17 protein-coding genes are annotated in these 22,772 nt (G+C 68.4%); 9 read left to right on the top strand and 8 right to left on the bottom strand.

Features of this window, described 5'->3' with window-relative positions; all coding sequences use genetic code 11:
- The first annotated feature begins 566 nt into the window (after positions 1-566).
- The 3 genes from AB1L88_RS23745 (at position 567) to AB1L88_RS23735 (ending at position 3,207) form a co-directional block, all read left to right on the top strand.
- On the top strand, positions 567-1,019 hold the full coding sequence (locus tag AB1L88_RS23745; protein ID WP_367099187.1) for a hypothetical protein: 453 nt from the start codon (positions 567-569) through the stop codon (positions 1,017-1,019).
- 88 nt (positions 1,020-1,107) lie between these two features.
- Positions 1,108-2,118, top strand: coding sequence for a DUF1559 domain-containing protein (locus AB1L88_RS23740; protein WP_367099186.1), 1,011 nt, complete (start codon positions 1,108-1,110; stop codon positions 2,116-2,118).
- Positions 2,119-2,322: 204 nt separating this feature from the next.
- Entirely contained in the window at positions 2,323-3,207 is an 885-nt protein-coding gene (locus tag AB1L88_RS23735) for a phytanoyl-CoA dioxygenase family protein (RefSeq protein ID WP_367099185.1), read from the top strand.
- Between the two features lie 33 nt (positions 3,208-3,240).
- On the opposite strand, the gene AB1L88_RS23730 is transcribed toward AB1L88_RS23735, so the two are convergent.
- The gene (locus AB1L88_RS23730) at positions 3,241-4,203 is read right to left on the bottom strand and encodes a fumarylacetoacetate hydrolase family protein (RefSeq protein WP_367099184.1); all 963 of its coding nucleotides are present in this window, start codon (positions 4,201-4,203) and stop codon (positions 3,241-3,243) included.
- Positions 4,204-4,826: 623 nt separating this feature from the next.
- On the opposite strand from AB1L88_RS23730, the gene AB1L88_RS23725 reads away from it, so the two are divergent.
- Complete coding sequence (locus AB1L88_RS23725) at positions 4,827-5,459, top strand: PDZ domain-containing protein (RefSeq protein WP_367099183.1); 633 nt, start codon at positions 4,827-4,829, stop codon at positions 5,457-5,459.
- 201 nt (positions 5,460-5,660) lie between these two features.
- Here the strand turns inward: AB1L88_RS23725 and AB1L88_RS23720 are convergent, their stop codons facing one another.
- Positions 5,661-6,563 (bottom strand): oxygenase MpaB family protein, encoded by a 903-nt coding sequence (locus AB1L88_RS23720; RefSeq protein WP_367099182.1) that lies wholly within the window; start codon positions 6,561-6,563, stop codon positions 5,661-5,663.
- 209 nt (positions 6,564-6,772) lie between these two features.
- Between AB1L88_RS23720 and AB1L88_RS23715 the strand changes: the two genes are divergently transcribed.
- Positions 6,773-8,122: a hypothetical protein gene (locus AB1L88_RS23715; protein ID WP_367099181.1), complete on the top strand. Its 1,350-nt coding sequence runs from the start codon at positions 6,773-6,775 to the stop codon at positions 8,120-8,122.
- A 96-nt stretch (positions 8,123-8,218) separates the two neighbouring features.
- Here the strand turns inward: AB1L88_RS23715 and AB1L88_RS23710 are convergent, their stop codons facing one another.
- Positions 8,219-8,491, bottom strand: a complete 273-nt coding sequence (locus AB1L88_RS23710; RefSeq protein ID WP_367099180.1) for a hypothetical protein — start codon at positions 8,489-8,491, stop codon at positions 8,219-8,221.
- A gap of 399 nt (positions 8,492-8,890) precedes the next feature.
- On the opposite strand from AB1L88_RS23710, the gene AB1L88_RS23705 reads away from it, so the two are divergent.
- The 4 genes from AB1L88_RS23705 to hisG all read left to right on the top strand — a co-directional run bounded on the left by AB1L88_RS23705 (position 8,891) and on the right by hisG (position 17,275).
- Positions 8,891-13,237: a sigma-70 family RNA polymerase sigma factor gene (locus AB1L88_RS23705; RefSeq protein WP_367099179.1), complete on the top strand. Its 4,347-nt coding sequence runs from the start codon at positions 8,891-8,893 to the stop codon at positions 13,235-13,237.
- 277 nt (positions 13,238-13,514) lie between these two features.
- Positions 13,515-14,912 carry a histidine--tRNA ligase gene (hisS, locus tag AB1L88_RS23700; RefSeq protein WP_367099178.1) on the top strand — a complete coding sequence of 466 codons (1,398 nt, stop codon included), beginning with the start codon at positions 13,515-13,517 and terminating at the stop codon, positions 14,910-14,912.
- Between the two features lie 69 nt (positions 14,913-14,981).
- Positions 14,982-16,229, top strand: coding sequence for a HisS family protein (locus AB1L88_RS23695; RefSeq protein WP_367099177.1), 1,248 nt, complete (start codon positions 14,982-14,984; stop codon positions 16,227-16,229).
- Positions 16,226-17,275: an ATP phosphoribosyltransferase gene (hisG, locus tag AB1L88_RS23690; protein WP_367099176.1), complete on the top strand. Its 1,050-nt coding sequence runs from the start codon at positions 16,226-16,228 to the stop codon at positions 17,273-17,275. The genes AB1L88_RS23695 and hisG overlap by 4 nt, the downstream gene beginning before the upstream one ends.
- Here the strand turns inward: hisG and AB1L88_RS23685 are convergent.
- The 5 genes from AB1L88_RS23685 to AB1L88_RS23665 form a co-directional block, all read right to left on the bottom strand.
- Positions 17,260-18,927 carry a D-aminoacylase gene (locus AB1L88_RS23685; protein ID WP_367099175.1) on the bottom strand — a complete coding sequence of 556 codons (1,668 nt, stop codon included), beginning with the start codon at positions 18,925-18,927 and terminating at the stop codon, positions 17,260-17,262. The genes hisG and AB1L88_RS23685 overlap by 16 nt on opposite strands.
- 76 nt (positions 18,928-19,003) lie before the next feature.
- Entirely contained in the window at positions 19,004-19,810 is an 807-nt protein-coding gene (locus AB1L88_RS23680; RefSeq protein WP_367099174.1) for a hypothetical protein, read from the bottom strand.
- Positions 19,811-19,819: 9 nt separating this feature from the next.
- A complete protein-coding gene (locus AB1L88_RS23675) occupies positions 19,820-20,770 on the bottom strand; it encodes an ABC-2 family transporter protein (protein WP_367099173.1) in 951 nt (316 codons plus the stop codon).
- Positions 20,757-21,758: an ATP-binding cassette domain-containing protein gene (locus AB1L88_RS23670; RefSeq protein ID WP_367099172.1), complete on the bottom strand. Its 1,002-nt coding sequence runs from the start codon at positions 21,756-21,758 to the stop codon at positions 20,757-20,759. Before AB1L88_RS23670 ends, AB1L88_RS23675 begins: the two co-directional genes overlap by 14 nt.
- 212 nt (positions 21,759-21,970) lie before the next feature.
- Positions 21,971-22,741, bottom strand: coding sequence for a hypothetical protein (locus tag AB1L88_RS23665; RefSeq protein WP_367099171.1), 771 nt, complete (start codon positions 22,739-22,741; stop codon positions 21,971-21,973).
- Positions 22,742-22,772 lie beyond the last annotated feature (31 nt).

Genomic DNA, 22,772 nt, shown 5'->3' with positions numbered 1-22,772 from the left:
CGGGTAAGGATGTATCGGCATCTTGACTCAGCCGGAAGGGTGTGTCATTGTAAAGTCGATTGTTCAACCGCGCGTCAACAACGCGGTCCTGATCTCCAGACTCGACCGGCACGAGCGCTCGCTTCGTTCACGATCCGTGACACTGTCGACCAACGGCCCGAGACGGTCCTTGACGGTACCACGCGATTCCGAAATCCCTCTTCCTGCAATCACTCAGGACCGATCGTCGTTCGAGACGCCTTGACGATCGAGGGGGCCGACAACGGCCGTTCCCTCCGGTGTGCGTGAGGAAAATCCCGACCTCTCGAATTCGTTCCGGGCCGATCCGCCCGGAATGACGCCTCTCTTGGAGAGAACCAGGATCGATCCCGAAGGACGTGGCCGAGACATGATGTCTTCGGCCTTGAGGCGCCCTTGCGCGTCACGGGCGTTCGATCGCCCGAACCGCCGCGGCTTTTCTTCATGTGTGTGACTCTGGAGGATGCGCCGGGCGTCGGTCCCACGGTGGAGTGGTCGTCGACGCCCCGGGCCGTATCCCTCCCGAATCTCTCGGGAATTCGCGTCCCATGAACCATCGCGTCGCATGGTCCTCCCGCCGATGGACCCTGGCCGCCCCCTTGATCCTCGTCCTCGGGTGCGGGGGGGGCGACGGCCTGCAACGGATGCCGATCGACGGCTCCGTCACCTTCGACGGCCAGCCCCTGGAGGATGGCCGCATCCAGTTCTTCCCCGACCCCGGCAACCCGGAGCCGATCATGACCGGCGCCCCGATCGTCTCGGGGAGCTACTCGATCTCCCAGGCCGAGGGGCTCGTCCCCGGCAGCTACATCGTGAGGATTTCGAGCGCCTCGGGCGAGGAGGTCGCCGTGACCGGGGAGGGGGATGCGCAGATGCCCGGGCTCGGCCCGATCCACCCGATCGAGCTGATCCCCTCGAAGTACAACACCGAATCGACCTTGACCGCGGAGGTGACCTCGGACGGATCAAACACGTTCGACTATTCCCTGGAAAAGGATTGACCCTCGTCCCCTCTCGGTGTGGCCGCACCCACCGATTCTCGGTCCGCTCCAGTCGCGAGACGATTGACCTAGCAAGAGGAGTTCCCCGATGCGTCGACATCGCTCAGGATTCACGCTCATCGAATTGTTGGTCGTGATCGCCATCATCGGTGTCCTGATTGCCTTGCTGCTCCCGGCGGTTCAGAGCGCGCGAGAGGCGGCCCGACGGGCCCAGTGCGTCAACAATCTGAAGCAGATCGGCATCGCCATGCATAACTATCATGACATGGCGGGAGTCCTGCCCCCGGGGCACCGCACGGCCGTCTTCGGCACGTTCCAGGTCTACATCTTGCCCTATATCGAGCAAGTGAACCTTTATAACTCGTACAACCAGTACGGCCGCTACTGGTCGCCCGGCACCACCTCCGGCGGCGGCAACGGGCCGGCCAACCAGCTCCGCTACGGCAGTCCGCCGAACCTGACCGTCACGCGGTCGCTCGTGAACAACCTGCTCTGCCCGTCCGACGGCGAGAAGCCGTCCGACCTGTCGACGTACAACGGCATCACCTGGCACAATTACATCGTCAACTTCGGCAACGGCGACATCTACCAGTCGCTCGGCACCGTCGGCGGCGGCTACACCGTCGGCATCTACCCCGACGCCCCCTGGCTCGGCGCCGCCTTCTCCGACGCCGACACCACCCAGCGGTTCTACCCCTCGCGGGGCCGCTGCTACAGCTTCGCCGACTTCCGCGACGGCACGTCCAACACCCTCCTGGCCGGCGAGGTCATCAAGGGGATGGGGGCCGACCTCCGCGGCTTCACCTGGTGGGGCGACGCCGTGAGCGGCTCGACCTATCTGAGCCCCAACAGCACCCTGCCCGACGTCCAGAATAGCGCCGGCTATTGCCGATCGCTCGTCGACGGCAACCCGCCCTGCGTCGTGGCGACCACCTCGCAGCCGCCGACCTACGCCTTCCGCAGCCGGCACCCCGGCGGCGTGAACATGGTCTTCGGCGACGGCAGCGTCCGGTTCATCAAGAACACCATCAACCTGTTCACCTGGCGGGCGCTCGGCACGACCCGGGGCGGCGAGGTCCTCAGCGCCGATCAGCTCTGACCCTCCCCCGGGGATGCCGACGCCTCCCTCGCCGCGTCGGCGTCGGGCCGAGGTGCCCGACGCCGACGCGGTTCCTGCGCGCCGGGCCTGATGCGCCCCTTGAATCGCGCCGTCCGGTCATGATCCAATAGCACTCGATCCCGCTTCGGAATCGGACTCGGGGCCGTGAACCCCGATCGCCTTCGAACGAATCGAGCCCGACTCATGGCCACCGTCACAGACCTCTCGCAGGCCGCTCGCCCCGTCGGCGACCTCTTCGCCGAGGCCCTCCGCGCCGACCCCGAACGCTTCCGACTCTCCGACGATCAGGTCCGGTTCTACCACGAGAACGGCTACCTGCCGGGCGTCCGCATCCTCGACGACGCCCAGGTCGAGGCCCTCCGCGAGGAGCTGGCCGAATGGTTCTCGCCCGACCACCCCGGCCGGGAACTCTGGTACGAGTACCACTCGAACGAATCGGCCGATCCCGACCGCGTCCTCTTCCACGCGCTCGGCGCCTGGCGGATCAAGCCGGGCTTCCATGACCTGCTCTGGAACCCGGCCTTCGCCGTGCCTGCCTCGCAACTGCTCGGCGGAGCCGTCCGGTTCTGGCACGACCAGCTCTTCTGCAAGCCGGCGAAGCACGGCGGCGTGGTGGCCTGGCACCAGGACTATTCCTACTGGACCCGCACCGTGCCGATGGCGCACCTGACCTGCTGGATCGGCCTCGACGACAGCACGATCGACAACGGATGCGTCCACTACGTGCCCGGCAGCCACCGCTGGCCGCTGCTGCCCATCACCGGCCTGGCGGGCGACATGGAGGCGATTCGCGAGGTGCTCGACGACGAGCAGTGGGCCATGTTCCAGAACCCCGTCGCCGTCGAGCTGAAGGCCGGCGAGGCCACCTTCCACCACCCCTTGATGGTCCACGGCTCCTTCGCGAACCGGACCGAGCGGCCCCGCCGAGCGACGGTCATCAACGCCTTCCGCGACGGGGTCCGCTCCGATACCGACGAGGTCCTGCTCGACGGCGTCCCGCCGATCCCCCACGGGGCGCCGATGGACGGCCCGTTCTTCCCCTTGCTGTACGACCCGGGCGGCCATTGACCCGGGCGGGGCGATCGGCCCCGGGGGATCCGGTCAGTCCTCGGCCTCGACCGGGTTGACCAGCGTGCCGATCCCCTCGATCGCCGCGGTCACCACCTCGCCCGGCTTCAGGAATCGGCCGCGTCCCTTGCCGGTCCCGCCGGGGGTCCCGGTGCCGATGATGTCGCCCGGCTCCAGGGTGACGAACGAGCTGATGAATGCGATGATCGCCGCGACCGGGAAGATCATCTGCGCGGTCGAGCTGGACTGCATCTCCTCGTCGTCGACCCAGAGCTTCAGGTGGAGCCGTTGCGGGTCGAGCAGGCTGTCGGCCGACCGGATGCACGGGCCGATCGGGCAGAAGCCGTCGTGCCACTTGCCGTGCATCCAGTCGAAGAAGGCGTCGCGTTCGCGCTTCTTCCGGCCCGGATTGGGCCGGAAGCCGCGGTCGCTCACGTCGTTGATGACGGTGTAACCGGCCACGTACTTCAGGGCGTCGGCCTCCGAGGCACCCCGGCACGTCTCGCCGATGACCACGCCCAGCTCGCACTCCCAGTCGATGCCGTCGGGCGAGATGTTCGGGATGACGATCGGGTCGCCCGACCCGCTGACCGTCGTCCCCGGCTTCAGGAAGACGTAGGGGAAGGTCTCGGCCCGCTCGGCCGCGACGTCCCCCACCTCGACGCTGTGCTCCGGGTAATTCCTCGCCAGCATCAGGATCTTGCCCGGCCGCTCGATCGGAGGCAGGAGCCGGACCTCATCCAGCGGCACCGACAGCTCGCCCAGGGCCTCCTCGTCCAGCCCCTCGACCCACTTCGACAGCTCCCAGGCCGCCCGGTGCGACCTGCCGCTCGGCGGCAGCAGGCCGATCAGGTCGTCCGTGTCGAGGATCAAGAGTTCCAGATCCATCGCCTCGGTGAACGCCTCGATCGCCTGATCCAGCGGGACCACGTGGTCATCCATGAAGTAGCCGGTCAACACCACGTCGTCGTCGAGTGCGAAGCGGCAAAGTCGCATCGGATTGCCCCTGTGTCCCTGGTCGCCTTGAACCGTCGCCGGATCGTGCCAGATCGCGGGTCATCACAATACCCCCACTCCCGGGTTCCGGCAATCCGTGCCTCCCCGCCATTCTTCGCGCGAGTCCTCGGGCGTCTCGATGCGCCTCCCCGCCGGTCTCCCGGCTCGCCCGAGACCCCCGTCCATGGGGGTTCGGGGGCAGGGGCACGGCGTCGGGAGGGGGCCCCCCGCGCGATCCGATCGTTCGCTCCGACCGGTCGCCTCGGGCCCGTCCGGCCGGCTCTTCCGCCGCCCCCCGGCCGACGGCAGGGGGCACCAGAATCCTTCCGGGCCAGGGCCAAACTTCTCACGCTGCGCGGCATCGTTCGAGGGGCTCGCCAACGGGGATTCCTCCCCAGGGGCTGCGCGTGCGTGCGGCGTTCGGAAAATTTATCTCGCTCTCCTGGAGGAGTTTGTGGCGATTGCGCCGCGGGGTTTCGGCCGCCGTGCGGCGGTCTGGCATGGGATGTGTTTTCACAGGCCTCCCGTCACCTGAGCCACACGTCAGAACAGCAACTGATCAGGTGATCTGATTTGCAACCGTGACGAATTCAACAGGCACTGTGATCCAAGGAGCGATTGAGATGTTCTACCGACCGCTGCAGTCCCTGGCGACGCTGGCCGTGATCTCGGGAATCGTCCTCGCCGGCGGTGCGAACACGGCCCAGGCGCAGATCCCGCAACAGTTCCTCAACCAGTTCAAGAAGCAGATCGGGCCGTTCGTCGGAGTGGGCCAGCCCCCCGCGCCGCAACCCCCGCCGCAGCAGCCGCCGGTCCAACTGCCGCCCGCCCCGCAGCCGGCGCCCGCGTACATCCAGCCGGCCCCGCCTCCGTCGAACGGATACACGCTGGGCGTCTACACGCAGGTGGTGCCGGTGCCGTCGTTCGGGGCGCCCGGCGGCGGGCCGGCCCTGGCGTACGTCAATCCGGGGCAGGGGGGGGGCCCCTCGCAGTACGGCCTGATGATCACCAGCCTGACCCCCGGCGGGGCCGCGCATCGGGCCGGCCTGGAGGTCGGCGACATCATCGTCTCGGCCAATGGCCAGCCCACGCCGAACGTCGATTGGCTCCGGTGGATGCTGAACAACTCGAATGGTTATGTGAATCTGACCGTCCGCAACGTCCGCCCGCCCCACAACTTCGTCCAGGTGCCGGTCTCGCTCGTCGGCGTCGGGTTCCCCATCGGCCAGCCCGCCGCCGCCGCCTACGGGCAGTGACCCCGAGACCCCGAACGCCCCGGGCAGTCCGTCGCCATGAATGTTCAAGATCAGTCGCCTCCCAGGTCGGGATGAATCCACTCGACCTCGGGGGCGATCGTTCGTTGCAGGCCGATTCTCCCGGCACGACCACGGTCTCGCCGAGGGGCCGGGCCAGGGCCGCGAGGCGCGGTTGGTCGCAGGCCGCCACGCGAGAGGCGCTTACATCGGCATCGGTGTGCGGGATTCGCCGCTCGGCTCGATGCTCGGTGCCGCGTCGTCCCAGGGCTTCGGCGGCCCGAAGTCCTCGACCCGGTATCCCTTCGGGTAGCTCCTCGGGCGTCGATCGCTGTGGTAGTGCGGCCGCCGCCGCGGCGGCATCAGCCTCAGGCCGATCGCCCGGGCGTGCAGGGCCCCCTCCACCAGCCGCCTCAGGGCGGGCGACGGGCGGGGGAAGCCGAACCCGCTGAGGATCGCCTCGTCCATCAGGGCGTACATCGCCGGGCGGACGAGCGGCCGGAGCGGCCTCGGGTACCAGCTCAGGAACAGGTCGAGCGTCGCCCGGCCGACCCTCACGTTCGAATCGGCCAGCCGGAACTGCTCGCGCTCATACGAGACGTTGTACCGCTCGAACGCCCCGAACTCCTCGGGAATCTCCCTGATCCCCATCCGGGTGCCCACCGCCCGCCAGAAGTGGAACAAGCCCAGCCGTTCCTGCTCGACATAGGGCCGCCAGCCGAACCGGGCGTGCCAGCGGATCGGCTCGAAGACGAACGTCGAGAGCACATAGAGATAATCACCATTGGCGATCTTGAATCTCCGGTGCATCCCGTTCATGGCGCGGAGGGCCTCCTTGCCGCGCTCGCTCTCGTACCCGTGTTCCATCAGGATGCTGACGATCAGATCGGTGTCGTCGTAGCGTTTCTGGGGCCGGGTCGCGAACTCGCCCGTCCGATCGAGGAGTCCCGAGATGCGGGGCACGCAATACGTCCGGAAGAGGGCGAACTCCAGCGATCGCGCCATGTCGAACGAGAAATCGTGCGTGTTGCTCAGGCTCACGATCCGCTGACAGTCGCCGACCGGATCGAGCCGCCGGATCTCATCAAGCACGGGGGATCGGGCCATGGCCGGGCTCCTTTGGGGGCGTCGTGATCGGCCCCCGAGGGTACCCCATCGACCCGGCCGTCACCAGCAAACGCCCGAGATGTTCCCGCGAAGCAACCCTCGCCCGGGTTGATCGTCGGCGGCTCGATGGACATCCCCCCCGGGATTTGCTGGAATGTCGCGGCTTCACCTCTCCGTTCTCTTTGCCGATCTCGATCGAGGGGAAACCGATGAGCCACATCACCATCTCCTGCCCCGATTGTGGCCAGCGCTACACCCTGAAGGACTCGCTCCGGGGCAAGACGGTCCGCTGCAAACGCTGCCAGGCTCCGTTTGCGGTCGAGGCCCCCCCCGAGCCCGAGCACGAATCCCCGCCCGACCTGTACGGCTTCGATGAGGACGACGCCCCGCGATCGGCCACGCCGGGGGGTGCTGCCGATGCGATCGGAGACCCGGTCGCCCCTCCGGCGCGACGAGGCGTCTCGCGGCCGGCCGGCCCGAGGTCGCGATCGCGCCGGGATGAGGTCGAGCTGTCGAAGCCGGCGAAGTTCGCCCTCATCGCCGCCGGGACGATGCTCGCGCTCTCCCTCGTGCTCGGGTTCTTCCTGCCCGGCCCGGCCATCATGCTGGCGATGCTGGTGATGATCCTGGCCATCGGCGTCGCCATCGGCGGCAATCTCTGGCTTCTGGTCGAGGCGTTCCGGGTGGGGATCGTGCACGGCGTTCTCTCCCTGATCGTCCCGTTTTATCTCTTCGGGCTCGCCGTTCTGAACTGGAACACCATGCGGCGCCCGTTCGCCGTGGCGGTCGGCGGCGTCGGGATCACGATCGGCCTGAGCCTGTGGGTCATCGCCCTCACCGACCGGATGAACCGGCAGGTCGATCAGGAGATGGCGGCATTCATGGGCTTTGAGCAGCCGGCCGACGCCCCGCCCGCCGATCCGGGCCAGGCCGCCGTGGCGCCCGGCGTTGCTCCGGGCGTGCCGGACGCCCCGACCCCGACCGCGACCACCGCCCCGGGGATCACCCCCGCCTCGACGGCCGCCGGGTCCTCCCCCGTCGAGGACGCGCGAGCCGTCCTCGCCGGCCTCCTGAGCGGGTCGATGGAGGCCGTCTCGCTCTTGGGCGGCCTTTCCTCGGCCGTCGATCAGCCCGACCGTTGGGACCGGTTCCAGGCGTTGGCCGGGCAGATGGCCCGGGACCGCGACCGATTCCAGGCGCTCCCCCCGCTCTCCGAGGCCGATCGGCGGCTCCTCCGCGAGGAGTTCGCCTTCCCGTTCCGCACGACCGGTGCTCGGCTGGACCACGCGACCGACCAGGCCCTCGCGCGCTCGGCCGGCTCCGGGCGATCCGCAACCCTCCAGATCCCCCGATCGGTCCTGACCTCCATCACCGAGGTCCTCGGCCTTCCTCCCCTCGGCGGGTCCTTCCCCGGCCCCGGCCCCGGCCCCGGCCCCGGTCCTCGCCCCGGCGCCGGCCCCCGACCCTTCCCCCGGCCCGGGATGGACCCCGGAGGCCCTCCCGGCGCCGGGCCTTCCGGCCGCCCCGGCGGACGACCATTCACCCCTCCCGGGCGCTAGGCGCCTCTCGGCTCGGCGATCCGCGAGGGGGGCCGCGGCGTTCGCCCGGCTGCGCCGCCCGAGGCGGCCGGCAGTGATGCCGAGAGGCTTGCCCGGTCAATACGCCGGGGGATCGCTGGCCGGGAACGACTCTTCACTGGCCTCCTCGACCTCATCCTCGGCCCCCTCGAAGTCGATCCGTCCCCCGCGTCCGGCCGGGCTCTCGGGGGCCTCGGCCGACTCGCCGGGCGGCATCGGCATGCCGGAGTCCCGCTGCCCTCGGTCCGATCCCGGTCCGGCCGCGGCCTCCTTCGGCTCCCTGGGGTTCGCGTCGTCATGCGGCTTCGAAGTCGATTGCCTGGCGTGCGACGGCGTGTCTCGATCGGCCATGGTCGCTCTCCCGAGTTGAGGTGGTCGAATGCGGTCTGGATCTCCCAGCCCGCACCTCCCGATTGCTGATGCAAGCCGGATACCGTTTGTTCCAACCCGTCCCCGTTGATTCACGACCTCAACACGCCCGACCGCCTCGTCCTCGATCGGTTTCCGTCCTGCACGGCGTGACCCGGGAGGGCCGAGGGCCTGAACTCGGGCGCCGTGTCCAAGGCGTCGCGGTGGTCCCGTCCGAGACGATTCGATCATCCGGGGACCGCCGGAATGGGGCACTCCCTCCCCCGCCGCGGCCGAATCGCGCACGATTGGCGTAACCGATCGGCCCCGTCCGGGGCTCTTTCTCCTCGAAGACCGACCGCCACCGAACCGACCGACCCCTCGTGTCGAAGGACTGGCCCCATGCCCGGCAACCCCCGGACCGCCGGAATCCGCGAGTTCGACCGCCTCTTCCGCCAGGGGACGCTCCTGGGCCGCTCCGAGGCCGAGCTGCTCGACCTCTTCGTCTGCTCCCGGGACGAATACGCCTTCGAGGCCCTCGTCACCCGCCACGGGCCGATGGTCCTGCGCACCTGCCGCGCCCTGCTCGCCGACCCCCACGACGCCGACGACGCCTTCCAGGCCACCTTCCTCGTCCTCTCCCGCCGAGCCGGGTCGATCCGCCACGCCAAATTGCTCGGGCCCTGGCTCCACCGGGTCGCCCGCCGCGTCTGCTCCAAATCCCTGGCCGAGTCCTCCCGCCGCACCCGCCTCGAACGCCCCTCGACCGACGCCCTCGCCACGCTCGCCGCCCCCGGCGCGGGCCTACCCCACGCCGACCGCGCCGCCCTGCACGAGGCGATCGACCTCCTCCCCGAACGCTACCGCCGCGTCATCATCCTCTGCGACCTCGAAGGCCACTCGCACGCCGAGGCCGCGGCCCGCCTCCGGTGCCCGATCGGCACCGTCAAGGGGCGACAATCCCGCGCCCGCTCCCTCCTCCGCCGCCGCCTCACCCGGCTCGGCCTCGCCCCCGCCTCCTTGCTCTCCGGCACGCTCGTCTCCCTGCCCACCCGCGCCTTCAGCGTCCCCCACACGCTCATCCACCGCACCTCCCGCACCGCCGCCGCCTTCGCCCTCGGCGGTTCCCTCGCCCCGGGGACCGTCCCCGGCGTCGCCCTCTCCCTCGCCACAGGAGTCTTATCCGGCATGGCCGCGCACCAGCTCAAATTCACCGCCCTCGTCGGCCTCCTCGCCCTCGGCCTCGGCTCCTCCGGCCTCGCGGCCCTGCGTTATGCAGACGATGGAGACGGGGTGCCCGGGGTCGTCTCGATCCCCTCGCAGCCGACGGAAGGCGACCGCCCCGACGGCCGGGAACGTCCTGACCCTGGCAACCCCGACACGACGAAAGCCCCCCCACTTGACTTCGAAGGCGTGGCGGATCTTCTGGGGAAATGGCGTCTCCAGTCGATCGAAGGCGATGTGCTCAACAAGGACATGGTCCCAAGGATCGACATCGGACCGATTCTCGACCTCGGTATGCCGAAGGACGGCCCGATCCCACTGATGGTCGGTGTGCATCATGGGGCGGTTGGTCACGGGATCGGGCCATCCTTCCCTACGAGCGAATACCCGATCTATCTCGTCGATCCGACCGCGACCCCTCCCCGCATCGAACGGCCCACCAGGGAAGGGCGAGAATCCCTCCCCCGGTCTCGCGGCGTCTACCGGATCGAAGGTGATCGTCTCACGCTCCATTTCGTCGATCCCGACGCCCCCCATCCCTCCGGCTTCGAACGAACCGGCCCAGATTCGACCCGCTACATCTACCGCAGGATCAACTTCGCCGGTGTGCCTGGGGTCGTGACGACCCCAGCGGAAGACGCCGAGGTGGCCGGGGTCGTCTCGCCCCCAGCGTCAACGGAAGACCCCCTCCAGGGCCGTTGGGTCGTTGCGAACGTCTTCCCCCTCAATCCGGGTGACGACGGCAGCGACTTCCGATTCGCCCGCGGGATGGTCCTCGACATCAAGGACGGCCGGATGACCCCCCTCGGCCTCGACTGGGGAGAAATCGAATACGAACTCCGCCCCGCGGGCGACCCGAAGCAGATCGACGTGACGTATCGCAATGACAGCATGTGGGGAAGCAATTTCTACAGGCCGCCGACTTTTGATGAGCGCGGGGTCGAGGTGATTGAGAACGTCAATCGGGCCGGCATCTACGAATTCCGCAATCCGGAGATGCTCACGCTCTACTTCGCAGAGCCGGGCGGCCCGAGGCCGACCACGATGGAGTCCAACGTTTCCGCGGGCCAGCGATCGATCAAGCTGAATCGACTCCCGGCCGACCCGAATCCTCGCACGCCTCCCAGCCCGGACCTCCTCGATGCGAGCAAGAGCCCCCTGCTCGGCGTTTGGCGATGCATCGCCTCGGAGGGGCTGACCGGGTTCGAGGAGGTCGATCTCACGATGGAGATCCGCGCCGACGAGTTCCCCGTCGTCCGGCCCTACTACAACGACGAAATGTCACTGTCGGTCACGTCCCGGGCCTCCCGAGACCTGAAGTCGGGAACCGAACCGATCGCAATCAGGAAGAGCCGGGCGTTCGTCGCCCCGGCCGCCAACCCCGTTCGCATCGACTTCCTCGAATCGAGCGACGACCCGGAGGGTGAACTCCCACCCCTCCGCACCCGGGGGATCCTCCGGCTCGAAGACGACACCCTCACCCTGCATCTGGCCGACTTCGATTCGAACACCCGGCCCTCGGGCTTCGAGCGTTCCCCCGACTCCTCCACCGTCTCCCTGGTTTACCGGAGATACGACCCCGACGAGCCTCCCGCCGGCGGGGCGGCTGGGGCCGAGCCGACTCCAAATCGGCCGGAGTTGCTTGGCACCTGGGAGCGGATTTCGATGGCGGATGAGCCCGGGGCATCGCCCCTCCCCTTGACCCTGGAACTCGCCGAGGTCGAACCCTGGCTGGCCAGGAACCTGCCCGCCCACGGTATCGTCCTGCGCGCCCGCTTCGCCTCGACCGACAGCCCTTCGCTCGCGAGCCGGGGCGATCTCGCGTGGTTCGACCCGGCATCCGACCCCCGACGCCTCGACCTCTACGCTTACGACTCCACCCCCGACGGCGATGCCATCCGCCAGACCTGGAGCGGCACCTATTCCCTCGAAGCGGACCGCTTGACCCTCAAACTCCTCGGACCCGGGAGCCCCGTCCCCTCAAACCTCGACCCCCAACCCGGAGCGATTGTGGAGACGTATCGGCGTCTCCCCGATCGCCCCGACGCCATGCCCCAGGACGACCCCCTCGCCTCCGTGGATCCCGTCGACGCTGAGCTCGACGACCTGCTCGACCGCTGGGAAGGGGCCAGCCGCGACATCGAGACGCTGTTCGCCTCGTTCGAACTGGTGGACGAGATGACGAGTGTCGGCGAACGGAAGGTCTACGACGCGACCGCCTACTTGAAGCGGCCGGACTCCGTCCTCTTCCAGTGGGACAAGAAGACGAACGGCGAGGCGAGCACGCTTGCCGCCTTCGACCGCCGCATCCTCGTCAACGAGGCCAACGTCGTCGAGTTCGACGGGCCGGCCCGGCAGATCACCGTCTACCCCCTGGCCGGGGACGACCAGAAACAGGCACTCGGTGGAGGCACCTTCCTCTCCCAGGTCCCGGGCATCTCCAGGCTCCTCGACGCGCTCTTGCCGACCCCCACCCCACCCGCGGCGCTGCGCTTCCTGTCCTGTGCGGACGCCGAGGACTTCAAACGCCGCTACCGAGCCAACCTGATGCCGTCGGCCGAGGAAGGCACCCGCCGCATCGCCATCTACCCGAGGCTCGCCGCCGACCGCAACACCTTCACCGCGGCCGTCCTGATCCTCGACGCCCGGACCCTCCGGCCCCGAAGCATCCACACCCTCGCCCCCAACGGCAAGGACAAGCAGCATTATTCCATCAAGGACTTCAAACCCAACGTCGCGATCGATCCTGAACTCTTCGCCTGGGATTCCGCCAAGGCCCAGCAGGCCCGCAACGACGGCTGGCGCGTCATCGTCATGCCCGAGCCCGAGCCCGAGCCCGAGGACGCGGAAGTCCCTCGCTCCGACACTCCGAGTCGCAACGGCACCGGCCAACGCGTCGAGGCCGACGATCTGCTCGGCACCTGGATCACCACCTCGTCGACCTTGTTCAAACCCACGGTGATCAATCAGGGCGAGGGTGAGCCCGACAACACGGTGATCCAAATCCGCCGGCTCGAAGGCGAGTCTGACTTGGTGAGCGATCCCGACGACCCCTCGATTCCGCTTCGATTGATCTGGGCCGAGCAGACGCATACCAAGGAGGGAGCTTCGTCTCCATTCGGGGCCAAAAGGGACGAGGCCATCGCCCGATTCGATCCTTCGAGCGACCCGCCTTCGGTCACCATCTCCGATGGCGAAACCACGCATGCCCTCGGGATCTATCGCCTTGAGGGAGATACCCTGATCCTGCACCTTGGCGAGCGACGTCCCCGATCGTGGAGACGAGATCCACCGAACCCGTCCAAACTGATGACCCTCCGCCGCTTCGACTTCGACCAGATCCTCCCCTTCGTTTCCCTCGATGATGTCCGCCAAGCGATGAGTGGCAACACTCCCTCAGAACCCCGGCTCCCCCTCACCCCGGAACCGACCCCCGCGGATCCGACCCTGATCGAGCACCGCCTCTCCACCCTCGAATCCAAGCTCGACCGACTGCTCGAACTGCTCGAAACTCCCGATCGCTGACACGACAGCCCGGCTCAGCTCGGGCCGCAGCGCGAGGAGCAGATCACCCACGGTCAACCCGGGCGGGCCCTCGGGCGTGATGCGTCCGAGACCAGGGCGTCCTGAGCCGCCTCGACGATTTGTTCCGCCTCGCGCCCCTCGGGTTTCGACTCGACGCGAGGGGCGTGGCTCTCGTCCTCGGGCGGATTCTCAGGCCGGTTGGGAATCTCGGGCGCTCCTTGCTACAATGCTCGCCATCCGAAGTGCCGATCTCCGAACCCCTCAGGACTCCCGACCGATGATTGATCCCCGCGTTGCCAGCGGGTTGCGGGACATTCCCCCTTCGGCCATGATCCCGCGCGAGCGGATGCTGGAGACCCTGCGCAAGACGTTCGCCTCCTTCGGATTCGTGCCGATCGAGACCCCTCACATCGAGCGCATGGAGGTCCTCACCGGCAAGGGGGCCGGATCCGACGAGGTCCTCCGCCAGATCTTCGAGGTCACGAACAAAGGCGGCACCCCCGGCGAGTTGGCCCTGCGGTTCGACCTGACCGTGCCCCTCGCCCGGTTCGTCGCCCGGCACGTCGACCAACTCGGCACCCCGTTCAAGCGCTACGCGATCGGCTCGGTCTTCCGCGGCGAGCGCCCCGCCAAGGGGCGATTCCGCGAGTTCACCCAGTGCGACTTCGACACCGTCGGCACCGAGAGCGTCGTCGCCGATGCCGAGACTGCCCAGGTCATCCACGACGCGCTGGCCGCCATCGGCCTCGACGGGTTCACGCTCTGCCTGAACAATCGCAAGATCCTCGACGGCCTGCTCGACTCGTTCGGCGTCATCGACCGCAAAGGCGCCGTGCTCCGGGCACTCGACAAGCTCGGCAAGGTCGGCCGCGACGGCGTGCTGACCGAGCTGACCGCCGCCGAATCGACCGGCGCAACCCTCTCCGACGATCAGGCCCGGTCGCTCCTCGACTTCGTCGAGCAGGGCAAGGGCCCCGGTGGAACCGTCCTGACGATGGCCGAGGGCCGACTCGGCGGGCACGAAACCGCCGCCGAGGGCATCGCCAATCTCCGCGGCGTGCTGGACCTGCTCGACGCGGCCGGGGTCCCCCAGGAGCGCCTGACGATCGACCTCGGCCTCGCCCGCGGCCTCGATTACTACACCGGGATCGTCTTCGAGACGACGGTGGATGGCTGGGAACGCTTCGGCTCGATCAGTTCCGGCGGCCGTTACGACGACCTGGCGAGCCTCTACATCAAGCGGCGGTTGCCCGGCGTCGGGGCCTCGATCGGCCTCGATCGCCTGATCGCCCTGATGGAAGAGGCCAAACTCCTCCCCTCGTCGGCCACGACGGTCCCGGTGCTCGTCGCCCAGTTCCCGGGGGTCAGCCCGAGCACCCCGGTCCGCCTCGCCGCCCGGCTCCGCGCCGCCGGGATCGGGGCCGAGGTCTATCCCGAACCCATCTCGATCGGCAAGCAGATGGGCTACGGCTCGACCCGGGGGCACACGCTCGCCGTCATCGTCGGCCCCGACGAGGAGGCGCAGGAAGTGTTCAATCTCCGCGTCCTCGCCACCCGGAATGAGGACAAGGGGCTCGCCTGGTCGACGCTCGAAGACTCGATCCGGAGCGCCCTGGGCATCCTCGAGCAGCAGGAAACCACCCGCCCTTCCAACCCACCCAGGACCAACAGTTGAGCCGTCGTTGCCCGTGATTCCCCCGGCAAACGTCGCACGCTCGATCGATCCCGGACACCCGGACCCGTCATGACCGCCGAACCCTCCGCGACTCTCCCTGACCCGGCCAATCACCGCGAGGCCCCGATCGCCCAGGTCCGCGGCACCCGGGATTGGATGCCGACCGACTTCGCCGCCATCGCCCGGCTCGAACGGACCCTGATGGATCACTTCGCCGCCGCCGGCTTCGAGGCGATCCGCACCCCGATCCTCGAAGTCACCGAGCTGCACGAGCGCAAGAGCGGCGCGTCGATCGTCTCGAAGCTGTTCGAGCTGGCCGACGGGCCCGGCCGCCTCTGCCTCCGCCCCGAGCTGACCGCGAGCGTCGTCCGGGCGTACATCGACGCCCCCGAGCCCGCCCCGGTCCCCTGGCGCGTCTGCTCCTCCGGCCCGGTCTTCCGGTTCGAGCGCGAGCCTGGTCCGACCCGCTACCGCGAATTCACCCAGGCCGGCGTCGAATTGCTCGGCGTCCCCGGCCCGGAGGCAGACGCCGAGGTCATCGCGTTGGCGATCGAGGCCGCGAAGGCCGTTGGCCTGGACGGCGTGACCGTCCGGGTCGGCCACACGGGGCTGATCGTCGAGGTCCTGGAACGCTGCGGGCTCCCCACCGCCGCCGTCGCCTCGCTCGTCGAGCACCTGAGCGACGCCGCCGCCGAGGGGCGGAACGTCCGGGCCCTGGAATCGGCCCTCGAACGCCTCTCCGGCTGGCTCCAGGGGGACGCCGAGCAGGAGGCCGAATCGGTCTTGCCCGCCATCGGCCGGGCCGACGACCCCGGCGTCGACCGCCTCTTCCGCCACCTCGTCCCCCGGGTGACCGGCCGCCGCACCGGGCACGAGATCGTCAACCGCCTGCGCAAGAAGTGGGCGCTCGGCCATTCCCTCGGCGCGACGCTCGAACGGGTCCGCGACCGCGTCCACGCCCTGGCCGACCTGCGAGGGCCGGCCGTCGAGGTGCTCCAGGGGCTTGAGCAGGGGTTTGCCGCGCTCGCCCCCGGAACGATCCGCAGCTTCTACGCCATGCTCGAGGTCCTCGAGGCCCGCGGCATCCCCCCCGAACAGGTCGAGCTGGACCTGGGGTTCGGCCACGGCATCGGCTTCTACTCGCAAATGATCTTCGACCTCTCGATCTCGACCCCCTCCGGCCCCCTCGGCGTCTGCCACGGCGGCCGATACGACGGCCTCGCCCGCGTGCTCGGGAGCGACCGCGACCCCCACGGCGTCGGGTTCGCCTTCGGCGTCGAGCGGCTCTATCACGCGCTGGAGACTCGCCCCCGATGAGCCCGGAGAACGGAACCCCCGCCATCGACCCCATCCGCATCGCCCTGCCGTCGAAGGGGCACCTGTACGAAGGGGCCGTCGACCTCCTCAAGGCCGCCGGCTACAAGGTCCGGCGCGCGAGCGATCGCCAGTATGAAGCCACCATCGGCGGCCACCCGCGCTTCCATGTCGTCTTCATGAGGCCGACCGACATCGTCGTGCAGGTCCAGGAAGGCCGCTGCCACCTGGGCGTCACCGGCATGGACGTCTTCGCCGAGCACCAGGACGAGGCGACCGACGCCGTCGTCGTCGAGGCCGACCTCGGATACGGCGGCTGCCGCCTGGTCGTCGCCGTCCCCGAGAGCTGGATCGACGTGACGCACATGCTCGACCTGGTCGACCTGACCACCGAGTTCAAGGACTCCGGCAAGGCCTTCCGCGTCTCGACCAAGTACGGCACCCTGACCGAGGCCCACTTCCGCCGCTGGGGCATCTATCATTATCAGATCATCCATTCCGACGGCGCGCTCGAACTGCACCCGACGCTGGGCATCTCCGACATCATCGTCGACCTGACCAGCTCGGGGACGACCCTGAAGGACAACCGCCTGCGGGAGATCGAGGGGGGCAAGGTGCTCGACTCGGCCTCCTGCCTGATCGGCCACGGCCCGAGCCTGCAACGCCTGATCGACGAGGGAGACACCGGCCCCCTCGCCCTCCTGCTTGACGGCCTCGACGGGGTCCGCGCCTCCGAAAGTCGGCTTTTGCTCGAAGTCGTCGGCGGACCCGAGGAGGGGCACCAGGCCGCGGCCGTCTCGGCCTTCCTCGCCCAGCAAGGGGCCCAGCACGTCGTCCGGGGGGAAGCCTGGGACGAGCGGGGCCGATCGTGCTGGCGGGTCACGGCGCTCGCCCCCGCCGGGCGGATCGCATCGTTCCAACGCGAGCTGATCCGCCTCGGCGCCCGTCGCGTGGTCGGCATGCCCACGCGGTTCCTCTTCGATGCCGAAGGACCGCCATCGACCTTCGACCGGCTCCGGGAGCAGCTCGCCGCTCACTCCCCCCGGTAGCCCGGCCCCCGGACGATCCGGCCGGGCTTCGCCCCGGTGTGGACCCCGTCCCGCACCACGGCCCGGCCGTTGACGAACACGTCGCGGATGCCGACCGAGACTTGGTGCGGTTCCTCATACGTCGCGCGGTCGATGATCGTCTCCGGGTCGAAGATCACTACATCGGCATATGATCCCTCGCGGAGCAAACCGCGATCGCGGATCGACAGGCGATCGGCCACCGCCGAGGTCATCTTGCGGATCGCCTCCTCCAGCGTGATGACCCCTTCCTCCCTCACATACTTGCCCAGGATGCGCGGATAGGTCCCGTACGACCGGGGATGCACCAGGCCGGTCGCCTCCTCCGGGTCGTGCCCGCCCGCGTCGGTGCCGAACTTCATCCAGGGCTGTTGCATCTGGAGCGCGACGTTCTCCTCGCTCATCATGATGTAAATGGTGCTGATCCGCTGGCCTTCGAGGATGAGCAGGTCGATCGCCGCGTCGATCCAGTCCTTCCCCTGGGCCTCGGCAATCTCCGAGAGCCGCTTCCCGGCGTACGCCTTCGTCTCCGGCTTCGTCAGGCCGAGCACGATCACGTTCTCCGGCCCCGACAGCTCGGCGAGGTTCTCCCACTCCGAGGTCGGATTTAAAATCTCTTCCTTGATCTTCGCACGCATGACGGGATCGGCGAGGTTCTCGTACAGCTTCCCATCCGCCGACGCCCAGGGCGGCAAGGCCGCGGTCAAACCCGTCCCCCCGGCCGTATAGGGGTACATGTCGGCACTCACATCCTGCCCGGCCTCCCGGGCGGCGTTGATCCGCTCGATCCCCCGGATCGCCTTCGGCCAGTTCCGCGTGCCGGCGGCCTTGAGGTGATAGATCTCGACCGGCACCCCTCCCTCGCGGCCGATCCGGATGGCCTCGTCCATCGCTTCGAGGAGCTGGTCCGCTTCCGATCGGAGGTGCGTGATGTAAACCCCTCCATAGGGGGCCATCGCCTTCGCCAGCTCGATCAGATCTTCGGTCCCGACGAAGCTATCCGGTGGATAAATCAAGGCCGACGCCAGGCCGAACGCCCCTCCTTCCATCGCGTCCCGGACCAGGACGCGCATCCGATCCAGCTCCTCCGCCGTCGGCGGCCCCTGCGTCATCCCCTTGACGTAGCTCCGGACCGTCCCCGAACCCACGAACGACCCGAAGTTCACCGACCCGCCGTGCTCCTGCATCGCCTCCAGCCAGCGATCGAAGCCGCCCGGCACGTCGAATTCCTCCGGCTCCCTGCTGGGCGCGTTCGAGGTCCCTTCCCCCATGATCTCGGTCGTCACCCCCTGCGTCACCTTGCCGATCACCCGGCCGTCTCCGGTGAGCAAGGCCCCGCGCGAGTGGCTCTGAATATCAATGAACCCCGGCGCGACGACCATCCCGGTCGCGTCGATCCGCTCGCCCGCCTCCGCGCCGTCGAGCAATCCCGCCGGGGTGATCCGGGCGATCCGGTCCCCTCTCAGCCCCACGTCCCCGTAGAACCAGGCGTTCCCGGTCCCGTCGACGATCCGGCCGTTGAGAATCAGCACATCGTAAAGTGGCTCATCCTCGGTCGCTGCCGAACCGAACGTCGTCAGCGAAGCGACGAGGAAGATTGCCCCGAGCGAGGCCGATCGAGCCCGATGAGTCATGGAACGCTCCCCCGTGTCTTGCAATCGTCAGTTGTCTACCAACCTACCCGCCGCGACAGATGCCGGATGGGCAGTCCTACGCGACGACGACCTGTGCTTGCGGCGTCCCCGAACCGTCGACGCTCCGGAACACCAGCGGGAGGGGCAGGGTCGAGTGCCGCCATCGACCGTCCCGATCCCGGCTCCAGTGGTTGTTCTGGAACAGGACCTCCCAGGAGAAGAAGAAGGCCAAGGGGCCGAACTCCTCGACCGTCTCGTAATCGAAGACTCCGACCTCGTCCAGCCGCACGCGCAACTCCAGCAGGTGCCGGAGCACCTCGATCTCGGGGGCCGGACGATGATAGGCCACGTCGAATGAGAGCAGCGTGTACTTGAATTGAAGTTGGACGATCCGATGCTCGTCCTGCTCGCCGTCCGGGCCGTAGAACACGATCGGCCGGATGAAACGGTCATCGCTCCAGAAGCGGACGTCGGTCAGCACGGGGGCCGGCCCGCCGCCCTTCGTTTTCTTCCGGCCCCGCGCCGCGTCGTCTCGGAAGGGGATGGTCGCCTTCCGCGCGACGTCGATCAGTTGCGAGACGAACACCCCGGCATCGAACGAGGCGGTCGCGAGCCAGAGACGCCCCTCGGCGTCGGCCACTCGCAGGTCGGCCGAGAGGATATCCGTGCCGAGCCCGGCTTCTTCGTCCTCCTCGCTGGGCTTCTGATCGACGAGTCTCGTCTCGTTGCGCAGGGCAAGCTCTGCGAGAACACGCCCGGTTTCGGTGACCCGGAGCCTCCGGCCGTCGGTCGTCCCGTAATCAAGGCCGGGGAAGCCGAAGAAGCCAACCTCCTGCCAGGGATCGCTCGCACCCGTGCCTTTCCCCCTCACCTTCCGTGCCATGGCCGGCCCTCAGCCCCCATACGCCCCGTACTGCTTCAACCCCCTCGAATACAGCCACCGGCAGAGCACCGCGAAGAAGACGGCCCAGAACAACCCGAGCAGCAACCCGCCGACCAGTTCGTCACCCTCCATCTTGCCCAGGAAGATCACGGCCGGGAAATACGCCATGTACTGGAAGGGGAGCAGCTTGAGCAGCCCCGCCCAGAAGGGGGGCAGGAAGTCGAGCGGCAGCATCTGGCCGGAGATGAAGAAGTTCAGGGTCATCACCACCCAGAGGATCGACGTGATCTCCAGGAACCAGAAACCGACCATCCCCACGCTCGCCTCGAAGAAAAACCCGATCAGGAAGGCGAGGACCAGCGACACCGCATAGGCCAGCCAGATCATCGGGTCCGTCGGGATGTTGCCGACGAAGAAGGTGTAGCAGATGCCGAACAACACCGCGTACGGTAGGGCCGACCCGATAATATACGCCGACTTGTGCGCCATCCGATACGACAGCAGGTAGCCGATCAGGTCGAGCGGCTGGATCAAATATTTCTTCAGCGTCCCGTCGCGGACCTCCCGGGCGATCCCCCCGGCCAGGCCCGGCATGCTGGAGAACATCCGGCTGATGTTCACGATCAGCAAGTAGGCAATCGTCTGCTCGTACGAGAACCCCGCAAGGGTCGAGGAGCCGGAGCCGTCGTAGATCGCGCTCCAGAGCAGGATCGTCGTCAAGGTCGGCAGGAAGCGGAAGAAGGTCGTGATGAAGAAGTCGGCGCGATAGGTCATCCGCTCGGCGAGCGAGACGCGATAGATCTTCCCGTACTTCCTGAGCAACGGCCCCCAACCATAGTGCGGCGCGGCGACCGGCCCGCCGCCGATCCCGGCCAGATCGGGAGTCGCCCCGGTGCCGCCGGCGGGATTGTCGAGCGCGACGGGCTGCGATTCCGACGCGGACCGGTCAGGCGGCGTCATGGTCTGCCCCTTCCCGCCCTTCCTGGAAGACCCGGGTGATCACCTGTTCGAGCGGCGGGTCTTGCACCACCACGTCGGCCACCCGGTAGCGGTCGAGGATCGCGCCGAGGACCTCGGCCACCCGCGACCGATCGACCCGGATCTCGGCCTCCCCCCCCTCGTCGCGGTCCACCTCGCCGAACCGAGCGAGGTCGGAGGGCACCTCCCCCTCGGCGAATTCGAGCTTGATGAGCTTCGTCTGGCCGAACCGGCTCGACAGGCCCGGCAGGTCGCCGTCATAAATCAGGTGGCCGTGGTTGATCACCAGCACCCGATCGCACAATGCCTCCACGTCCCTCATGTAGTGCGAGGTCAACAGCATCGTCACCCCCCGCCGGGCGTGGTACTCCTTCAAACAGCGCTGGATGGTGACCTGGGCGACGACGTCGAGTCCGATCGTCGGCTCGTCGAGCAGGAGCAACCGCGGGCGATGCAACAGCGCGGCGATCAGCTCCATCTTCATCCGCTCGCCGAGCGACAGTTCCCGGACCGGCTGATGCGTCAGGCGAGCGACATCAAGCAGGGTCGTCAGCTCGTCGAGCGTCTCGCGGTACTCGGCCGTCGGGAGCTGGTAGATCTCGCGGTGCAGGTCGAAGCTGTCGGCCGCGGGCAAGTCCCACCAGAGCTGGTTCTTCTGCCCCATCACCAGGGCGAACTGGCGGCGGAACAGGTCGACCCGGTCCGACGGCGTGAACCCGAGCACCCGGGCCGATCCCCCCGACGGGTAGATCAGGCCCGAGAGCATCTTCAAGGTCGTCGTCTTCCCCGCCCCGTTCGGGCCGAGGAACGCGACCATCTCCCCCGGCTCGATGGCGAACGAGATGGACTCGACCGCCTTCACCTCGCGGTATTCGCGGCGGAACAACCCTCGGACCGCGCCGGCCAGGCCGTCGCGCTTCTGGAAGACCCGGTAGGTCTTGGTCAGATCTTCGGCCTCGACAATCGGCATGGTGGCGGCGAAACCTCTCGGCGCGGCGATCCCGGAACGATGGAAACCCCATCATTGTCCCGTCGCGCCTCCGGAATCAAGTCGAGCCGCCGAGACCTCGGATCGGGCCGGCCGTCAGCGTCGCTCGATCCTCACACGAAACGCCCCGGATCGTGTGCAGAAGCAAAGCACGCGATCCGGGGCGGCTCGGTGACCGATTTCACCGCGGAAGCTCAGAAGGGCCAGCCGCTGGTGAAGTTGTCCCCGACCTTCTCGAAGAAGCCCTTGTTCTGCTCATCCTGGAACTTCTTGACCTGCTTGAGGAAGCGGAGGTCGTCGGCCGTGGCGTTCCCCTGGGCGTAGCGGTCGGCCGCGTCGTGGAATTGCTGGCGACGTTCCACGAAGCGGAGCCGGGCCGGCTGGGCCCGGGCCGTGTGCTCGTACTGGGCGCCGGGCACCTGGGCGCCCGAGGCGAACAGCGCCGCCCGGCTCGGCGAGGGCCGCGAGACGAACGCCCGCTGCTCGACGCCCGTCACCCACTGGCCGGTCTCGACATCCACCAGGTCGATCCGCACCCAGGTCGGCCCCTGCACGTTCGGGGCGTAGGTATGAGCCCCCCGCACGTTGAACCCGCCCCAGGGGCTCTGCTCGACCGCCCCGAGGCTGGCCTGGCCGTCGCCCCAGTCCACGGTCGCGACCAGGCGATCGGACGCGAACTGCGAGTTGGAGATGAACGACGCCACCACCCCCTGGAATTCCTGCCCGGCCCAGGCCCGAAGCGGCGGCAGCGACGTGTAGCGCACCACCACCGGCACCCCAGACTGGCCGGCGGTCGCCGCCGGATCCGGGCTCGACACCGCGGCCGAGGCCGACGGCGCGACGGTGGACAGGAGCTGCCGCCCTTCCAGCCCCTCGAGGCTCGGCCGACGGCGGTGATCGGCGCGACCCTGACGGCCGGACTCGGGAGGCTGGGCAAGCAATCGATCGCGGAAACGCCGCAGCATGGGCGTCCCTCCGTGCCGGCTCCAACCGTGA

It is taken from the genome of Tautonia sp. JC769 (assembly GCF_040717455.1).
Lineage (GTDB): Bacteria > Planctomycetota > Planctomycetia > Isosphaerales > Isosphaeraceae > Tautonia.
The sequence above is the reverse complement of the archived record's forward strand: the minus strand, read 5'-3'. Positions and strand labels throughout refer to the sequence as shown.